Consider the following 18,276-nt stretch of genomic DNA (forward strand, 5'->3'; position numbering starts at 1 on the left):
TAATTAAGACAGTTTGTGATTAATAGAACTTCGTTTTATTTCTATTTCTATTATTGTCATACTCCTCTACCGAAGATTTATTTATATAAGTACGAATCCAATCAATCTCCATACGGGGAATAGCATCGTTATTCTTGTCACGTTCATAATTATTAAAATCGGCAAAGCCAGCATCCCACTTTAATTCAGGATTAGGACTCCATACGCCACCTGTTTCTGTACCATTTTCTTTGCCAAGTGCCCATGGGCTGGGGGCTCCCATCGTAAGAATAAACTTAAGCCCCTTCGGATTCTTCTCATTTGTAAAAGTCCACTGATCGTCAGTCCACTCACTCTTCTTCAGACATACAGTTTCTTTTCCGTTAATTCCCAATGCAACTTCAGTATCAGAACGCCATTCCAACCAATAAATATTCCAATTCTCCATATTTATAGTGTTATTGGCTGTCTTGCTATTCTTATCAACAGTAGTAGGTCCACCGTGGAATGTCTGATGTGCCCTGTTTCCGGTAGCCGAACCGACCGGATTTTCAAGAATATCAATTTCCGAATAAGTCTTTTGAGTAGCAGCATCATCAGACATCAGCCAGATACCCATATTGAAACCATTCCGCTGTCCACGGAGACGGGCACGGATTTCCATTCTGCAGCCTGCTGATATCAACTGACTATTAGACTTCCATGCAGAACCTGTCCCACAACCATAATAAGCAGAAGTTCCATACTCTCTTGCCCCTTTTGCCGGTGATGTAGCCTGCGATGCAACTTTCATCTGTATCATCTGTAGATAACCCTGTTCTGTGATATTGGAGAACTGCTCATTGATACAAGCTGCATGATTTTGTACAATTATTGTACTACGTGCTGCCAAAAACTGAGGTAACTTATTTCCATAGCTATTAGTATTGTTCCACATATCACCGGAATTTCCAAAACTATGGAACTCCCATGCATTATAAAACTTCCAACCTGCCTTGGCCAATTCAGCATTCGGATGCGGATCCATTTCCTTTATTTCCTTTGCCTGTCCATATTGTGCATTAGCTGCAGTCAATTTAGCACTTGAAGCAAACGCAATCCCAGGCTGATCATACACCCATCGTTCATCATCAATTTCACTTCCCTTTTTAGCCTCAAGGTCGTTCATCGTAATTTCCAACTTTCCATTATCCAACGGATGGATACCGGAAAGGGTAGTAAAATTCAAAATCAGTGTTTCAGTCTGGGTAGGTTCTGTGTTATGCTTGGTCTTAGCTTTCACTTCTCCTGTTTTTTCTCCAGCTTTAATAGTCAATGTAGCAGGGGGTAACGTCACATAAAAATCTTTTTGCTCATCAGGTACAGTGATATTAATATCCATATCATCCGTTACCGGAACAGGAACTTCTGCCTGAATAGTAAACTCGTCACCTTCATTTATCACTCTATCCGAATTGTTTTTTAAAGATACTATGGTATAATGGAGATCGGAGACAACAATAGATTGAGTAGCTTCCTTCATGGCATAACCACGCACAAAAGATGTTACATTCACATACAACTTCTGTTTAGCTTCCAATCCTCTCTCGATAATCGGTAATTCTATATCGAATGATTTTTCTCCTTTTGGAAAAGTAACCATTGAAGGGAAAGATTTGAATGCCGTTCTTGAAGCGTCTTTCTCTCCGTCTTTGGCAGTGAGATAAATATCAAAATCCTCATTAGAAACCCGATCCGGATTCTTTGTATCATTCACTTTTACAGTAAGTATCAATTTCTCCCCCATTACAAAGCTCTTCGCATTTGCTTCCACTATCAAAGGCACAGTTTCCGGCAATGGCTCCATCGTATCGTCCTTACAACCCGAGAATCCTGCCACTAGCAGGCAAACGGGCAAAAATCTATATAGTATTTTCTTTATCATAATAATATGGTTCATTAAGTATTTATTCGCTAACTGTCTCCCAACCCGGATTTTGATGTATCTGATGATTCATCTGTAATTCATCCTGTGGTATCGGCAATAAATAATCCCGGTTCAAATTAAAAAGATATCCATTCGGCAAATACTGTTGCAACGGATCCATCCATTTGTCATTATCTACCAATACAGACTTCAATGTCTCATGATCTTTGGGCGAGTAACTTTGATACAGGATACCGTCTTCACCCAAATAAGCACCTCTGCCACGTCCTTTCATACCTTTCAATGTTCCGGCTTCTGCCCAACGCATCAAATCGTCCAGACGGAATCCTTGAAGAGCCAGTTCCGAACGTCGTTCACGGCGAATTTCCTGCAACAAAGGAGTAAGGCCGGTAAATGGGAAATTAGGATCAGCTTTCGGCTCTACCCATGTCACACCTGCCCTTTCGCGCAGTGGTTTTAATGTTTTATTCAATACAGCGTCGTTCCATTTTCCTTCCAATTCTGCCGCAGCTTCCGCATAACAGAGCAATCCTTCCGCATACCGGAATAAAATAATACCCGTTTCACAGTTTCCCTCTACATAAGCAGTGTCAATACCCAAATTAATATGGAATCCCGTAACACTTTTGTATTTACCGTCACCAGTCAAGTTCGGACAAACAATATCAGCATTTTTTTCTTTCATTTCTTCTTCAGTACCAGTAGCATCATAAGCTTTCACATTCATTGGTTTAGCAGCTTTCGATCCGGCTGCTGAACGAAATTTGGATCCCGTATGCATCACAGTGGCAAGAAGTCGCCCATCACGGCCTTCGAACATCTGATTGAAATCTTTATACTTTTCATCCTCCGGATTAATAAAAGAACCATCTGCATTCAAATAATTGTCGACCAATGATTTTGATAATCCTGCAGGTCCCTGGTTATCTATCACTCCTCCGGCAAGCAATTGGCCTAACACATGATATACACCACCATCCACGGAATATTTCTTCCAGAATACCGCTTCCGAAATTTGGGAATAATCCCCTTTATTAAATAAGTGTGCAAACGCATCTTCCGGATTAACAGCCTCATCATCAGTCTCCTTTGTATTCAAAGTCAAACCTGCAGGAAAAAGTTGCTGGTCACCCCAGTTCAATACTTCTTGAAAGAACTCGGCAGAATTATCTTCCTTAGCAAAATCAGTCCCTTTATGGTATTTTTCCCATGAGCCTTCATAAAGCGCCACTCTCATAGCCAAAATAGCAGCCGCCTCTTTGTTAATACGTAATCCCGAATATTTGCTACGGGGAAACAGACTTGCCTTTGCTTCGGGAATCTCACCGATAGCAGCCTTCAAGTCGCTTAATATAAACCGGGCAACATCCGAACGTTTCGAAGCCGGAATCTGCAAACCTTCCAATGTCGCGTTTCCATCCCAAAAATCATCCATAATAGGTATATCTCCAAAGCGGGTAAGCAAATAGAAGTGCCAATATGCACGTAAGAAATAAGCTTCTCCCCTGAGTGAAAGAACTTCATCTGTTTCCAAGTTCTCCGGAACCTCATAATGATAGAAGAAATAGTTGACATTACGCAAATTTTGATAACCCTTCTCCCAGTCAGTAGCACCACTGAACTGATTATTCTCACCATTCAGGCGTTTGTCATACTTCTCTGCCAAAATGTTGTCACTATTCACTTCTTCTCCTCTGACACTCATACCAAATTGAGTGGGTGTCGGCAATGCGCTATATAAACCATTAATGTAGTTCTCCAGCTGTTCCCGACCTACTAAAAAGCCTTTATCTTCAGGCTGCGTCAATGGTTTCCGATCTAGAAAATCAGAACAGGCCGACAATAGCAGCCCCATGAAGGCTGTCAGGATAATTATTTTCTTTTTCATGATAGTTCCTCTCTAATTAAAATGTGACATCAATTCCAAATACAAAATTCCGGTTCATCGGATATACTCTACCATTACCATTTTGAGTCAAGGGTGAAGTAAGTCCCGGAGCGGCAGCATTGCTACCACCAACTATCCAGTTCACCTGATTGATTGTTTCGGGATCAAATTGTTTCGGCAACTTAGTGACAGTGAATAAGTTGTCGCAAGTGAAATATACTTTCAAGCCACTCAGACCCATATTCTTCACCAATTGAGGTTTAAAGTTATAAGAAACCGTCAAATTTTTCAGACGCATATAAGCCGCATTCAATAAATAACGAGTTGTATTATAGCCTGCATTCGCTTCATAGTCTTTAGTACTAGAGTCAACCAAGCGCGGTAAATATCCGCCGGGATTCTGAGCGCTGAAATAATCAAGATGTTCTTTGAAATAGCAGTTTGCACCATAAAGATACTGGGCACCTGCCATCGCGAATTGTCTCTTAGCCACTCCCTGAAAGAGAGCTGACACTTCAAATCCTTTGTATCCTGCATTCAAGTTGATACCGAAAGAATATTTAGGAGTAGCATTGCCGATCTTCTTCAGGTCACCATGATCTGCCAATGTACCTTTACCCGGATCTACTTTTCCATTACCATCAGAATCAATGTATTTCACGTCACCACGCTGCCACCTGTCGCTTGATTTGAAAAAGCTAAGGTCCACCTTCTTGAGGTATTCATCCACTTCTCGATTGCTCATAAAAAGGTCATCTGCCTGATATCCCCATATTTCACCCAAATCCATTCCTTCATAATATCCTTTATTCCCCGGTAAGCCGGTATGGTTGTTGAAAAGCAGTCCTTCCGGGTTATTATATTTTGTAACTACCGCCTTATAGTTGAACACATTGAATCCGACACCGTAGCTAAAACCACATTTCAATTTATCCTGCCACTGTACAGACAATTCCCAACCACGATTTCGTAGCGTAGCATTATTTACCTTTGCCGCGTTATCATCACTAATACCTCCGATAGCCGGAATAGCTTCGGCCGGGCCAATCATGTCATGTGTTGTACGCTGATAAATATCGGCAGTAACAGAAAGCCGGTCGTTCAATAACATCAAGTCGATACCAAGATTGGCATTATCCACTTTCTCCCACGTAATATAAGGGCTGACCATCTTAGGTGTATTGACAATTACTCCTTTGGAAGGAGTGGCATTCACTCCCGGCAACAGCCAGGCATTGGATGAAGCAGCCGACAAATCCACTAGCCCAAGATAATCATAAAGTCCTTTCGTATTCTGATTACCCAAGCGTCCATAAGAAACACGTATTTTCAGTTGGGAAAATGGAAGATTCCAATTCTTAAAATAGTCCGTATGGGCTATATCATAACCGGCAGAGAAAGAAGGGAAGAATCCCCAACGATTTCCCGGTGCAAAACGGGAAGAGCCATCATAACGCCCACTAAATTCCAGAAAATATGTTTCCTTATAGTTCCAGTTCAACTTGGCATACATACCCATCGTAGCCCAATGCGTACGGTCATCTCCCGCATATAACATACCATTGGCACTGGCAAAAGAATAAATGTCGTCAGTTAGAAGACCGTCTTTATAAGTATAGCCGCTGGAGTTTTCCTGCAATTCCATCTGGAAACCTGCCATAGCCTTAAAGAAATGACTTCCCCATTGATGAGTATAAGATGAAGACACATTGGGAGAAAGATAATAATTAAAAGCATTGCCATGGGTATAAGAACCCCATTTCGAGTTGAGGTAACTCATTCCCGGATACGCATACCCTTGATCTGTACCTACATTCATGACTAATCTTCCGTCAGGTTTTTCATAAGTAGGAAATCCACGCTTGAAACTATTGTCTTCCACATCAAAACGGACTTTCATTTCTCCCACTATATCCCATCCTTTCAACGGAGTAACAGTAGCAGAAAAAGACATTGCATCCGAAATACGATTCTGTACATAATGCGATTCCTTCATATTACGAAGTTCCGTAGCGTCATTATATTGGGATTCAATCGGATAATGCGTCGGAGCATTCGGAATTGATTGTCCAACGCGTGCGTAGAAAATAAGCTGGTTTGGCATCGGACGCTTAATAATATTCAACGTTATATTATTGTTAAAATTGAATTTCAGCCAGTCATTAGCCTTAATCTGGAGTTTCGTATTTACATTGTATTTACTCAGATTATCGTCTACCTGGTCAAGCAGGCCTTCCTGATAAGTGTATCCTAGCCCTACATAATAGTTGAACTTATCCGAACCTCCCGTTACATTCAGATTGTGTGAATGACGGATAGCAGCATCTTTAAAATAGAAATCGAACCAGTCTGTATTTGCATATACTGCATCTCTCGAAGATGCCCAATCTGTCCCGAGTGCATTCGCATTTATACCCGGAAACTCTGCCGAATAAGGATTTTGCATGAACCCCTCCATCTTCTTAATAAGATCATCAGAAATTATCTGCTTATTACCTCCATTGGCAGCCATTTCATTTATGTAATTAGCATACTGAATAGAGTTCATCTGATCCGGCATATTAATAGGTGAACTGAACCCGACCGTTCCACGATAAGTGACCTGTGCCTTTTCTTTCCGACCGCTTTTCGTAGTAACCAATACTACACCATAAGCAGCGCGCGCACCATATACAGCCGCTGCAGAGGCGTCTTTCAATACACTGATTGATTCGATATCATTCGGATTTACATTCTGAAGACTCTGTTCCACTCCATCTACCAACACGTATGGTTCACTTCCATTAATAGAACCTGCACCACGGATATTGAATTTAATTTCAGCACCAGTTTCACCACCAACACCACCGGATACTGCATCTGTATCAAAATTCAAACCGGCTACGTTACCTTGCAGGGCACTTGTCAAGTCGGTAATAGGGCGGTTGACAATAGCGTCGGACTTTACAGTAGACACAGCAGCCGTAATGGTGCTACGTTTCTGCTTGTCCATACCCACTACAACAACCTCATCAAGAAGTTTTGAATCTTCCCGCAATACGAAGCGGTTGCCTTCAAGTTTTGTCACTTTTACTTCGAGGGGAGAATAACCCACGTAAGAGATGGTTAAGGTATTGCCAATTTTACCTTTGACAGAAAAGTTACCGTCAATGTCGGTCAAAGTACCTTCTTTTGCCCCTTTTACCATGACCGTAGCTCCAATAATGGTTTCCCCCTTATCATCTACCACTTGTCCTTTAATCATTTGTTGCTGTGCAAACGCTCCTGAAGGAAATAGCAAGAGCATCATCATAAGAACAACAAAGCAGCCTTGTTTTTTCATAAGCCTCTTTTTTTTCATAATACTACATTTAATAATAAAGATTCATATATTCATTAGCTAACAAAATAAGTCTCATAGACATCAGATTTAAGAATGAAGAGCCGAGATAGCTTTTCCAACTAACATTCTTGTCACAAAGGTAGAGTAGCTTTTAAAAAGAGGTATTTTAAAAATAGCCATTAAATATTCACTTTTCACCAAATCAACCCGTTCCATCGGAGAAATGGTTCTTATCACAAAAAGACAATGATTACAATATCCAACTATCCGGTTCTAACCTTACCAAAGCCCTCTTATTGAATATTCATGTTATAATCCGGTTCCATCCGTTTCAATTTTGTCTGCAAACGCCTTGATAGAAGGAAATAGCGGCTGAAAGCGAAAAAAGACGTCCCTCGCAGAAAGATACTGCAAACAAGGTAGAGTGCTTTCAGCGCATTCAGTTCTTTCAAATTAGCTGATGGATCTATATATCCAGCGTAGTAGGTATATATACTCACCACGCTGAATATATATGTCCGACAAGCAGGGTATATAGATTCATCACATGGGCAAAAGTCGGTGTTTGAACAAGTTCATAATCGAATCAAATTTCTACTCTCTGATTCCACCATCAGAGAAAGATTAGTAAAGCTATTTCGTAATTAGTTTCAACCCTATTTGAAACTAAAAGTTTCACGCCTGGAAACAAAGTGTTTCACCGTATGAAACGAAGTGTTTCACACCGAGAAACGGATTGTTTCAAGCCTTGAAACAATTTTTGAAACTAATCGCCACAGGTGAAGAGATGGTGAAGTTATTGCACTTCACCCACAAACTCCTTATTCATCGAAGAGATAGAGAAAAGGTGAAAGGGGAGATGGAAAGATGAAAAATAAATATCCAGTGGGGAAATTTATTCGATGCTGTAATGATTCAGTACTATACCGAAATGAATATTACTTTATAAGCTCTCTACTTCTTTTCCTGATAATTAACAGCTATCGAATGCTGTATCTCAAGAATTTACCTCCTCGCAAACTCTCATTTCCATACCTTTATACACTACCACAATCTTGTGTAGTTGCGTAGTGCCAATAGCGTTCTTCACCCTGTCGGTGTCAGCATAGCGGTTGGCCTGGGCAATAGCTTCCGCCCGCAATTCCTCCACCCGGCTTTCGGGGTCTTTGTATCTGGCATACTTCAGCTCGATGATGTAGCTATGGCTCATGTCAGGGTAAATCTCCAACATGGGAGACAGGAAAATGTCAACATATCCGGATTGCGTGTCTGCTTCGGAGATGGGACGGTAGAAACGGTTTTGCGCTGTCATGGCAAGAGTGAAGCCATGTACGAAGGATTCTCCTTTCTGCTTGTCGCGCTGAGAGGCGTAGCGTTTCAGGCAATCGGCGATGTAGTCGAAGTAAGATTGCCATGCACCACGATATGCCAAGGCGGAAGATAGCTCATCTTTTTCATGGTTACTGAAACTGAGGTCGGCTTCATTGTATGTATTCAGCAGATAAGTATAGAGTTGTTCGCGCACTACCTGGTTGGGTATGATGAGTTTGGTCTTGCCTTCAAATGTTCCGCTCACGGTGAGCATGCCGAAGTAATAGAGCAGGCTCACGAAATTATCGGAATCTACAATGTTGGCAGCTGGGAAACCGTCTTTCAACTCGCCGGTGATGTATCCCTGGCTCACTAAAGTCTGGATAATGGAGGCATCGTGCGCAAACTCTTTATCCTTGCGGATAAGCATACGCAGTTTCTCGTAATCGATACGAATGTTACTTTCTATCATATTTCGCGGTGCCTTTCCGTTATTATCAATATAGTTCTTAACGAAATAGAGCACCATATTGGAGTTGTACAAGGTTGGCTGATCATAACACTCCTGCGCAAAGCAATAGTTGTCATACCACGGTTTCATAAGTTCTATCAACTCATCTACAGTGTGATGGAATGGAGCTTTAGTAGAATAATAAGTCAGCATTTCGCGGACTTCGTCCTCGGTGAAACCCATCATTGCGTTGAATTTCGGTGTGAGGGAATAGTTGGTGCCAATATTAAATCCACTGGTGAGGTCATCCATCGTGACGGGACTCACTCCGGTGATGAAGCAACGCTTGATGCTGGAATAGGTTCCGGCTTTCACCCTATTGAAGAAGGCGCGCAGGTAGCCTTCCTTGTGGGTCTCTTCCGTATATCGGTGAATGCTTTCGGCATCCGAGAGGATGGCATTGGTGAAGTGGTCATATTCGTCAATGAAAAGATATATTTGCTGCCCGGCAAGTTCACACTGATGATATAGATAATCCAACTGCTCAACAGCTCCTGCTTTTTCATTCAAGACTTCCTTAATGCCTTTCGGCAGGTATTCTGCATAAATATCACAGAAATAATCGAAGCTGGTATTGCAATGTGCATCCAACCCTTGACGGTAGTTGTGCAACTCTCCACTAATTCCTGAGAAATTGAGATACAACACCAGATAACTGTTACGGTCTCGTGTGGGATGCTTTCCGATATAGAGGTCGCCAAACAGAGCATCGAACTTGTCACGTGTACGCACATCATAATAGTGTTGCAACATGTTCAGCGTAAGACTCTTACCGAACCGGCGCGGGCGGATGAAAAAGAAGAATCTGTCCGATTGTTCTATTACAGGGATGAACGAGGTTTTATCCACGTAATAATAATTATCAAGACGAATATCCGCAAAGTTCATCATGCCGTATGGCAGCAACTTTCTTTCTGATGATACATATTCCATAATCCGGTGTATTTATGAGTTCACTTTTTATCAGTGCAAACAAAGATACGCTCTTTCCGCTACTTTCACAAACAAATGATTTTAAAAATGTTCTCTGCCCTGATACTCTTCCATGAGTACTGCAAGAAACAATAGATCAAAATGGACTCATCATCGTTGCTTTCTTACACACCTTATCTATAAACATGTTCATTTGGGTCGATATTGCAATGAGGTCCTTATATGCTTCGGCATATAATTCTTCCCGGCTCATACCTGTCAGATACATACTTGTTTTTATATAGGAAACAAAGGTAGTATTTATCTCCAGACCGGACATCATCCGTCGGAGTGTTTTTCTTAGAAAGTTGGATATACTGAATGTAAACCAGACCCGGTTCTTCATTAGAAACATCTTACCAAACCTACAAAGAAGCACTTTTAGCGATTTTTAAAAGCCTATTGGTAAAAATTGAAACCAACCCGCTAGACAGAATCTTAAAAAACAAGTACCTTTGTATCTCACATTCCTTTAAACAACACATATTATGAAAAAACTCTGCCCTCTTATTCTTTGCACACTTTTTTCTCTTTCCGCAGCGTCCATAGAGACGGTGGATTATACTCAAGGGCTTTCCGTATGGTTCGACACTCCCAACAATCTCGATGGACAAGCTATCTGGCTACGTGCCAACGGCACAGGGGCGAATCCGGACAAAGCATGGGAAAGCCGTTCGCTACCTATCGGGAATGGCAGCCTGGGAGCGAATATCATGGGCTCCATATCCGCAGAACGAATCACACTGAATGAAAAAACTCTCTGGAAAGGGGGGCCGAATACCGCCAAAGGCGCCGAGTATTATTGGAACGTAAACAAACAGTCGTCAGGTATACTGAAAGAAATCCGGCAGGCTTTCCTGGACGGGGATTCTAAAAAGGCGGGGTATCTCACGCAGGAAAACTTCAACGGGCTGGGAGCTTATGAAGAAAAAGACGAGACTCCGTTCCGCTTCGGCGCTTTTACCACGATGGGAGAGCTTTATGTGGAAACCGGACTCAGCGAAATCAATATGAGCAATTACCGCCGCATCCTGTCGTTGGATTCGGCGATGGCTGTGGTGCAATTTGACAAAGACGGGATACGGTATCAACGTAAATACTTCATATCCTATCCGGACAGCGTTATGGTCATGAAGTTTACTGCCGACAAAGGCGGAAAACAGAATCTTGTACTTAGCTATTGTCCCAACAACGAAGCAAAAAGCCATCTGGAAGCAGATGGAAACGACGGATTAGTATATACCGGCGTTCTCAATAACAACGGAATGAAATTCGCTTTCCGAATCAAAGCTATCCACAAAGGGGGAACACTGAAAGCAGAAAACGACCGGATTATTGTGAAGGATGCTGACGAAGTGGTATTCCTGCTTACGGCAGATACCGATTATAAGATGAACTTTGCCCCGGACTTCAAAGACCCGAAAGCCTACGTCGGCAACGACCCGTCACAAACGACTCTGGCTATGATGGACAATGCCCTGAAAAAAGGTTATGACGAGCTTTATCGTAATCACGAAGCCGATTATACCGTGCTGTTCAATCGGGTACGTTTTGAAATCAATCCGGAAATCGGCACTCCCAACCTGCCGACCTACAAACGACTGGCTAGCTATAAGAAAGGCGTGCCGGACTATCAGCTCGAACAATTGTACTATCAGTTCGGACGCTATCTGCTCATAGCCAGTTCGCGCCCCGGCAACATGCCAGCCAACCTGCAAGGATTGTGGCACAACAATACCGACGGCCCGTGGCGGGTAGATTACCACAATAACATCAACATTCAAATGAATTACTGGCCTGCGTGCCCCACCAATCTCTCTGAATGTACATGGCCTTTGATTGACTTTATACGCAGCTTGGTAAAACCCGGCGAGAAGACAGCACAAGCCTATTTCAACGCCCGCGGATGGACAGCATCCATCTCTGCCAATATCTTCGGATTCACAGCTCCCTTATCCAGCAAATCTATGGCATGGAACCTGAATCCTACCGCCGGTCCGTGGCTGGCAACGCATATATGGGAGTATTATGATTATACCCGTGACACGAAATTCTTAAAGGAAATCGGCTACGACCTTATCAAAAGCAGCGCACAGTTTGCGGTAGACCACTTGTGGCACAAGCCCGACGGGACTTACACCGCCGCTCCTTCCACTTCTCCCGAACACGGCCCGGTGGACGAGGGAGTTACTTTCGCGCATGCCGTAGTACGTGAAATATTACTGGACGCCATCCAGGCAAGCAAGGTGCTCGGAACGGACGCCAAAGAACGCAAACAATGGGAAAACGTACTGACCAAACTGGTTCCGTACCGTATAGGACGCTACGGTCAGTTGTTGGAATGGTCTACCGACATAGACGACCCGAAAGATGAACACCGCCACGTCAACCACCTGTTCGGATTGCATCCGGGGCATACCATCTCTCCCGTGACTACCCCCGAACTTGCACAGGCAGCCAGAGTGGTACTGGAACATCGCGGAGACGGCGCTACCGGTTGGAGCATGGGTTGGAAGCTCAACCAATGGGCACGACTGCAAGACGGAAACCATGCGTATAAACTATACGGCAACTTATTGAAAAACGGTACACTGGACAACCTCTGGGATACCCATGCGCCTTTCCAGATAGACGGAAACTTCGGCGGTACGGCAGGAATAACCGAGATGTTATTGCAAAGCCACATGGGATTCATCCAACTTCTTCCCGCTTTGCCGGATGCATGGGCAAACGGCTCAATAAGCGGAATCTGCGCCAAAGGAAATTTTGAGGTTTCCATCTCCTGGAAAGAGGGACAACTGGAGAAAGCTATCATCCATTCCAAATCCGGAATCCCCTGTAACGTAAGATACGGAGACAAGACGCTCAAGTTCAAGACCGTAAAAGGGAAAAAATACGAAATCACCTTAAAAGGGGACAAGTTAGCCGTATTATAAAGAAGGCATCTGTCCTCATAAACAAACCTGCTTTACATGAAAACCAAATACGCTGTTCTGTCAAGCCTTTTCTTTATCATACAGTTAGTCGGTGTTCTCCCTCTCCGGGCAGAACACTATTACTTTAAACAAATCTCTCTGAAAGAAGGGCTGCCTTCCAACGTGCGCTGTATTCTCCGGGATGAGCAGGGTTTCGTATGGATAGGTACCAAATCGGGACTGGGAAAGTTCGACGGGCACGAACTGAAAAGATACAAACACCAGGCAAACGACCCGAACTCGCTTCTCCACAACCTGATTTATCAGATTGCCGAAGACAAGCAACACAACATCTGGGTACTGACTGAAAAAGGTATTGCCCGTTACCAACAGCAGAGCAACGACTTCACGTTCCCCACGGACGAGGACGGGAAGAATATCACCGCCTATTCCTTCTGCCTTGTCCCGGACGGAATCCTCTTTGGCGGCAAGGACAGGATTTACAAATATAGTTATAACGATTCTTCTCTCCGGCTTCTGCAATATTTCAACGCCAACTCTTTTAAAATCAACGCTCTCAGTATGTGGGATTCAAAGACGTTGCTTTGTTGCAGTCGTTGGACAGGCATATACCTCGTAGACCTGCATACCGGAGAGCACAGACGCCCCCCTTTCGACTGCGGGCCGGAAATTACCACCATGATGACCGACAGCCGGAAAAGAATATGGATTGCCCCTTACAGCGGCGGACTTCGTTGCTATTCATACGACGGCAAACTACTGGCTTCGTACTCCACCCGCAACTCCGCCCTCAGCAACGACATCGTCCTAAGCCTCGCTGAAAGGGAAGGGCAACTGTGGATAGGAACGGATGGCGGCGGAATCAATATCCTCACCCCCGAAACCGGGGAAATCTCCCAACTGGAATATATCCCGGGACGTGAAAACTACTCTCTCCCCGCCAACTCCATTCTCTGCCTGCACAACGACCACAATAACAATATATGGGCAGGAAGCACCTGCAACGGATTGATCAGCATCCGGGAAGTGTTCATGAAAACCTACACCGACGTAGTCCCCGGCAACGACCGCGGACTAAGCAACAGCACCGTGCGAAGCCTTTACCGCCAATCGACCGACAGTATCTGGATTGGTACGGACGGCGGCGGTATCAACCTCTTTAACCCGCGTACCGAGAAATTCACCCATTATCTTTCTACCTGGAACGATAAAATAGCGTTTATCAGCGGATTCACTCCCGGAAAACTACTGATTTCCCTTTTCTCCAAAGGAGTATTCATATTCAACCCCGCAACCGGGGAGAAACAGCCTTTTACCATTGTCGACAAAGAAACTACGACACAACTTTGCAACCGGGGTAAATCGGTCAACTTATATCAGAACACCCCCAACACCGTGTTATTACTGGGCGACCATGTCTACCAGTATCACCTGAAAGAAAAGAAATTCGACAAAGTCACCGGAGAAGAAGGGAAAAGTATTGTCGGTACGCTCGTCCCCTTCAAGCACGAGAACAACCGGACTTACATCAACGACTTCAAACATATCTACGAACTGCACGATGGGGATTCCTTGCTGAAAACAACCTTCGCTTGTTATCAGGATACCGTAATCAATTCGGCATCACACGACGAGCACGGCGATTTCTGGATAGGAAGCAATTTCGGCCTTATCCACTACAACCCCGTTTCCCAAAAACAGACGCACATCCCTACCAACTTGTTTACAGAAGTCAACATGGTGCAATGCGACCAAAGGGGCAAAGTATGGATAGGTGCAGATAACCTGCTTTTTGCCTGGCTTATCCGGGAGCAGAAGTTCGTACTTTTCGGAGAATCGAACGGAGCTATCCAAAACGAATATCTGCCCAACGCCCGGTTGGTAAACAATGAGGGGGATGTCTATATCGGCGGCGTAAAGGGTATGCTGCGCATTGACGGCCAACTTCTGCTGAATACATCGGAGATGCCGGAACTACAACTGCTGGATATAATTGTCAACGGTGAGTCTGCACAGAACAAGCTATATAGTCGTCCGGCAGCAATCTCTGTCCCGTGGAACAGCAATATCACTATCCGAATCATGTCGAAAGAAGAGGATATCTTCCGCAAGAAAGTCTATCGCTACCGGATAGAGGGATTGAACGACCAGTATATCGAATCGTACCAGCCGGAATTGGTAATCCGGTCGTTACCACCGGGCAATTACAAAATTATGGCTTCATGCACAGTGAAAGACGGCAGTTGGATTCCCAACCAGAAAATACTGGAACTAACCGTACTCCCGCCGTGGTATCGCACGTGGTGGTTCATTCTCGGTTGTGCCATTCTCATTGCCACCATAATCATCGAAACTTTCCGCAGAACATTGAAACGTAATCAGGAAAAACTGAAATGGGCGATGAAAGAGCATGAGAAACAGATGTACGAGGAAAAGGTACGCTTTCTTATCAATATCAGCCACGAGTTACGGACTCCGCTGACGCTTATTCATGCGCCACTCAATCAGATTTTGAAGTCGCTCTCTTCCGGAGACAGCCAATATCTGCCGTTAAAAGCCATCTACCGGCAGGCACAACGGATGAAGAACTTGATTAATATGGTGCTCGACGTGCGGAAAATGGAAGTAGGGGAGAGTAAACTGCAAATTCAGCCTCATCCGCTCAATCAATGGATTGAACACGTTTCGCAGGATTTTATCAGTGAGGGGGAAGCAAAGAATGTGCATATCCGCTATCAGCTCGACCCACGGATAGAGAAAGTCAGTTTCGATAAGGACAAATGCGAGATTATCCTAAGTAACCTGCTTATCAATGCCTTGAAACACAGTCCGCAGGACACGGAAATAACGATTGCTTCGGAACTGCTACCTGAAGAAAACCGGGTGCGTATCTCCGTCATCGACCAAGGATGCGGACTGAAGCAAGTGGATACGCACAAGCTCTTTACCCGCTTCTACCAGGGAACGGGAGAACAGAGCGGAACAGGAATCGGCTTGTCTTACTCCAAGATTCTGGTGGAACTGCACGGCGGCTCTATCGGCGCACAGGATAATGAAGAAACCGGAGCCAGCTTTTTCTTTGAGTTGCCGTTGAGGCAGGAACCGGAAGAAGTCACCTGCGAGCCAAAGGCTTATCTGAACGAATTGATGATGGATGATAACAGCGGGCAGCCGTCCGCGAAAGAGGTATTCGACACCACTCCATACACTATTCTCGTAGTGGATGACAATCCGGATATGACAGACTTTCTGAAAAGAACGTTCGAAGGATACTTCAAACGGATAATTATCGCCGGAGACGGGGTGGAAGCCCTTCAACTGGTCAGAAGCCATGTCCCTGATATTATAGTCAGTGACGTAATGATGCCCCGGATGAACGGGTATAAACTTTGTAAAACGATTAAAGAGGATATCAATATCAGCCACATCCCAGTCATTCTGCTAACTGCCAGAGATGACAGGCAAAGCCAAATAAGCGGTTACAAGAATGGAGCGGACGGATATTTAAGCAAACCTTTCGAAGTGGAAATGCTAATGGAACTTATCCGCAACCGGTTGAAAAACCGGGAATATACCAAGAAAAGGTATCTGAATGCAGGATTAATCCCCACACCGGAAGAAAGTACAATCAGCCTGACAGACGAAACATTCCTGATTAAACTGAATAGTATCATCCAGGAAAATATAGATAATACCAACCTGGGCATCCAGTTTATCTGCCAGGAAGTAGGATTGGGCCGTTCTTCGCTTTATAACAAACTGAAAGCACTTACAGGCATGGGAGCGAACGAGTATATCAGTAAGCTCCGTATAGAAAAAGCTATTACATTGATATCCGGCACGGATATGCCCTTCTCTGAAATTGCAGAGAAAACAGGGTTTACCACTCCGAGTTATTTCAGTACGGCTTTCAAGCAATATACCGGGGAAACACCCAGTCAATATAAAGAAAGAAAAAAGAAAGGTCTGGCTGATAAATAATACCATCATTATTCTTTATGCTGGCTGAAGTTTCCGGCTGCAAGCCAATTCGCCGCATATTGACCGATTAACAAACGGGCTGCCACAGAATCACTTCTCCGGCAGCCCTTCTTTCATTAAATTAGAAAACAGAGAGTATGATACAGTTTATTCCTGACCTCCTCCTAAAGCACGGTATAGGTTAATTAAACTTTGTATTTCAGTAAAATGATTGGCCGTCTGCGAGAGTTGCGCACTAAGCAACGACTGCCGGGAGGTAAGCACTTCCAGATAGGTTGTATTACCATGCTCCATCAACAGAGTAGTGCTTCGCAAAGCCGTTTGCAGGGAAGTGATCTGTTTATCCAACAAGATTCTTTTTCCCTGACTGGTTTGATAGGCAATCAACGCATCATTCACCTCACTACCGGCATTGAGCAACGTTTGCTGAAAACCGAGCGCCGCTTCTTCCTGTTGCGCACGGGCAATGCGGTATTGTGCCACCACCTGTCCTCTGTTAAAGAGCGGCTGCGTAAGCGAACCTACCGCCGACGCGAGAAACTTGCCCGGATTGATAATCATCGCCCCGGCGGAGTTTGTCCATCCGGCGCTTCCGCCTAAAGTGATGGAAGGATAGAAAGCCGAACGTGCCGCATTGGTGCCATAGAACGCCGCTTCCAGCGTCCGCTCTGCCGAGCGGACATCCGGACGGGAAGAAAGCATCCGGACAGGAATCCCTATCGAGAAGTCAGCAGGAAACTGCTGCTTTGCCAGCATCCCACGTTCATAGTTGCGTGGCGTCTCCGCCAATAATAAGGCAAGACTATTCTCCACCTGACTGATCTGCTGCTGCAAATCGAGGATCGAACCCTGCACCTGATAATAGGCCGCCTCCATCTGCGACACAGCCGATTCGTTTGCCAGTCCCGCATTCATCAATGCACGGGTAGACGCAACGGTTTCTTTCCATGCCTCTTCCGTCTGACGGGAGATGTCGAGTTGTTCGTCCAGCATCAACAGGGTGTAATAGGTATTGGCGATACCTGCTATCAACTGCGTACGGACTGCCTGACGGTAATCCTCGCTTTGAGCATAAAGCGCTTTCGCCTGTTTCTTGGAGTTGCGCATACGCCCGAAAACGTCCAACTCCCAACTGGCAGTAACGGGCAACGAATAAGTCTGCGTAGCCTTCTGCGTATCGAAACTGCTCACTATTCCCTGCGGAGCAAGAGCAAAAGCGGGCAGAAAAGCAAGTTTGGCGGACATCAGTACGGCCTGTGCTTCTTCCACACGGAGCTGGGCAGACTGATAATCGGTATTGGTCTGCAATCCCACTTCAATGAGGGATTGCAGATAAGGGTCGGTGAAGAGTTCCCGCCAGTCCATATTACCCAGACCGGCAGTGTCTTCGGTCACCACTTCCCCGCCGTAAAGATCGTCGGGCACGACAGTGGCGGGGTCGTATTTTGT

General features: G+C 44.6%; 8 protein-coding genes. 2 read left to right on the forward strand and 6 right to left on the reverse strand.

The window, feature by feature from the left end:
* Positions 1 to 19: 19 nt before the first annotated feature.
* The 5 genes from DW173_RS18020 to DW173_RS18045 form a co-directional block, all read right to left on the reverse strand.
* Positions 20 to 1,903 carry a DUF5006 domain-containing protein gene (locus DW173_RS18020; RefSeq protein ID WP_087318039.1) on the reverse strand — a complete coding sequence of 628 codons (1,884 nt, stop codon included), beginning with the start codon at positions 1,901 to 1,903 and terminating at the stop codon, positions 20 to 22.
* 22 nt (positions 1,904 to 1,925) lie between these two features.
* Complete coding sequence (locus DW173_RS18025) at positions 1,926 to 3,794, reverse strand: RagB/SusD family nutrient uptake outer membrane protein (protein WP_087318023.1); 1,869 nt, start codon at positions 3,792 to 3,794, stop codon at positions 1,926 to 1,928.
* Positions 3,795 to 3,810: 16 nt separating this feature from the next.
* Positions 3,811 to 7,134: a SusC/RagA family TonB-linked outer membrane protein gene (locus tag DW173_RS18030; protein WP_199722849.1), complete on the reverse strand. Its 3,324-nt coding sequence runs from the start codon at positions 7,132 to 7,134 to the stop codon at positions 3,811 to 3,813.
* A gap of 979 nt (positions 7,135 to 8,113) precedes the next feature.
* Positions 8,114 to 9,871 (reverse strand): AAA family ATPase, encoded by a 1,758-nt coding sequence (locus DW173_RS18040; protein WP_087318020.1) that lies wholly within the window; start codon positions 9,869 to 9,871, stop codon positions 8,114 to 8,116.
* Positions 9,872 to 10,007: 136 nt separating this feature from the next.
* Entirely contained in the window at positions 10,008 to 10,256 is a 249-nt protein-coding gene (locus tag DW173_RS18045; RefSeq protein WP_232313563.1) for a hypothetical protein, read from the reverse strand.
* Positions 10,257 to 10,398: 142 nt separating this feature from the next.
* Here DW173_RS18045 and DW173_RS18050 point away from each other — a divergent pair, with 142 nt between their 5' ends.
* The gene (locus tag DW173_RS18050) at positions 10,399 to 12,846 is read left to right on the forward strand and encodes a glycosyl hydrolase family 95 catalytic domain-containing protein (protein WP_049701450.1); all 2,448 of its coding nucleotides are present in this window, start codon (positions 10,399 to 10,401) and stop codon (positions 12,844 to 12,846) included.
* A gap of 36 nt (positions 12,847 to 12,882) precedes the next feature.
* Complete coding sequence (locus tag DW173_RS18055; RefSeq protein ID WP_049701449.1) at positions 12,883 to 16,827, forward strand: hybrid sensor histidine kinase/response regulator transcription factor; 3,945 nt, start codon at positions 12,883 to 12,885, stop codon at positions 16,825 to 16,827.
* A 147-nt stretch (positions 16,828 to 16,974) separates the two neighbouring features.
* Here the strand turns inward: DW173_RS18055 and DW173_RS18060 are convergent.
* The coding region (locus DW173_RS18060) for a TolC family protein (protein ID WP_233562210.1) at positions 16,975 to 18,276 on the reverse strand (1,302 nt) is incomplete at its 5' end.

It is taken from the genome of Bacteroides sp. AM16-13 (assembly GCF_003602705.1).
Classification (GTDB): domain Bacteria; phylum Bacteroidota; class Bacteroidia; order Bacteroidales; family Bacteroidaceae; genus Bacteroides; species Bacteroides xylanisolvens.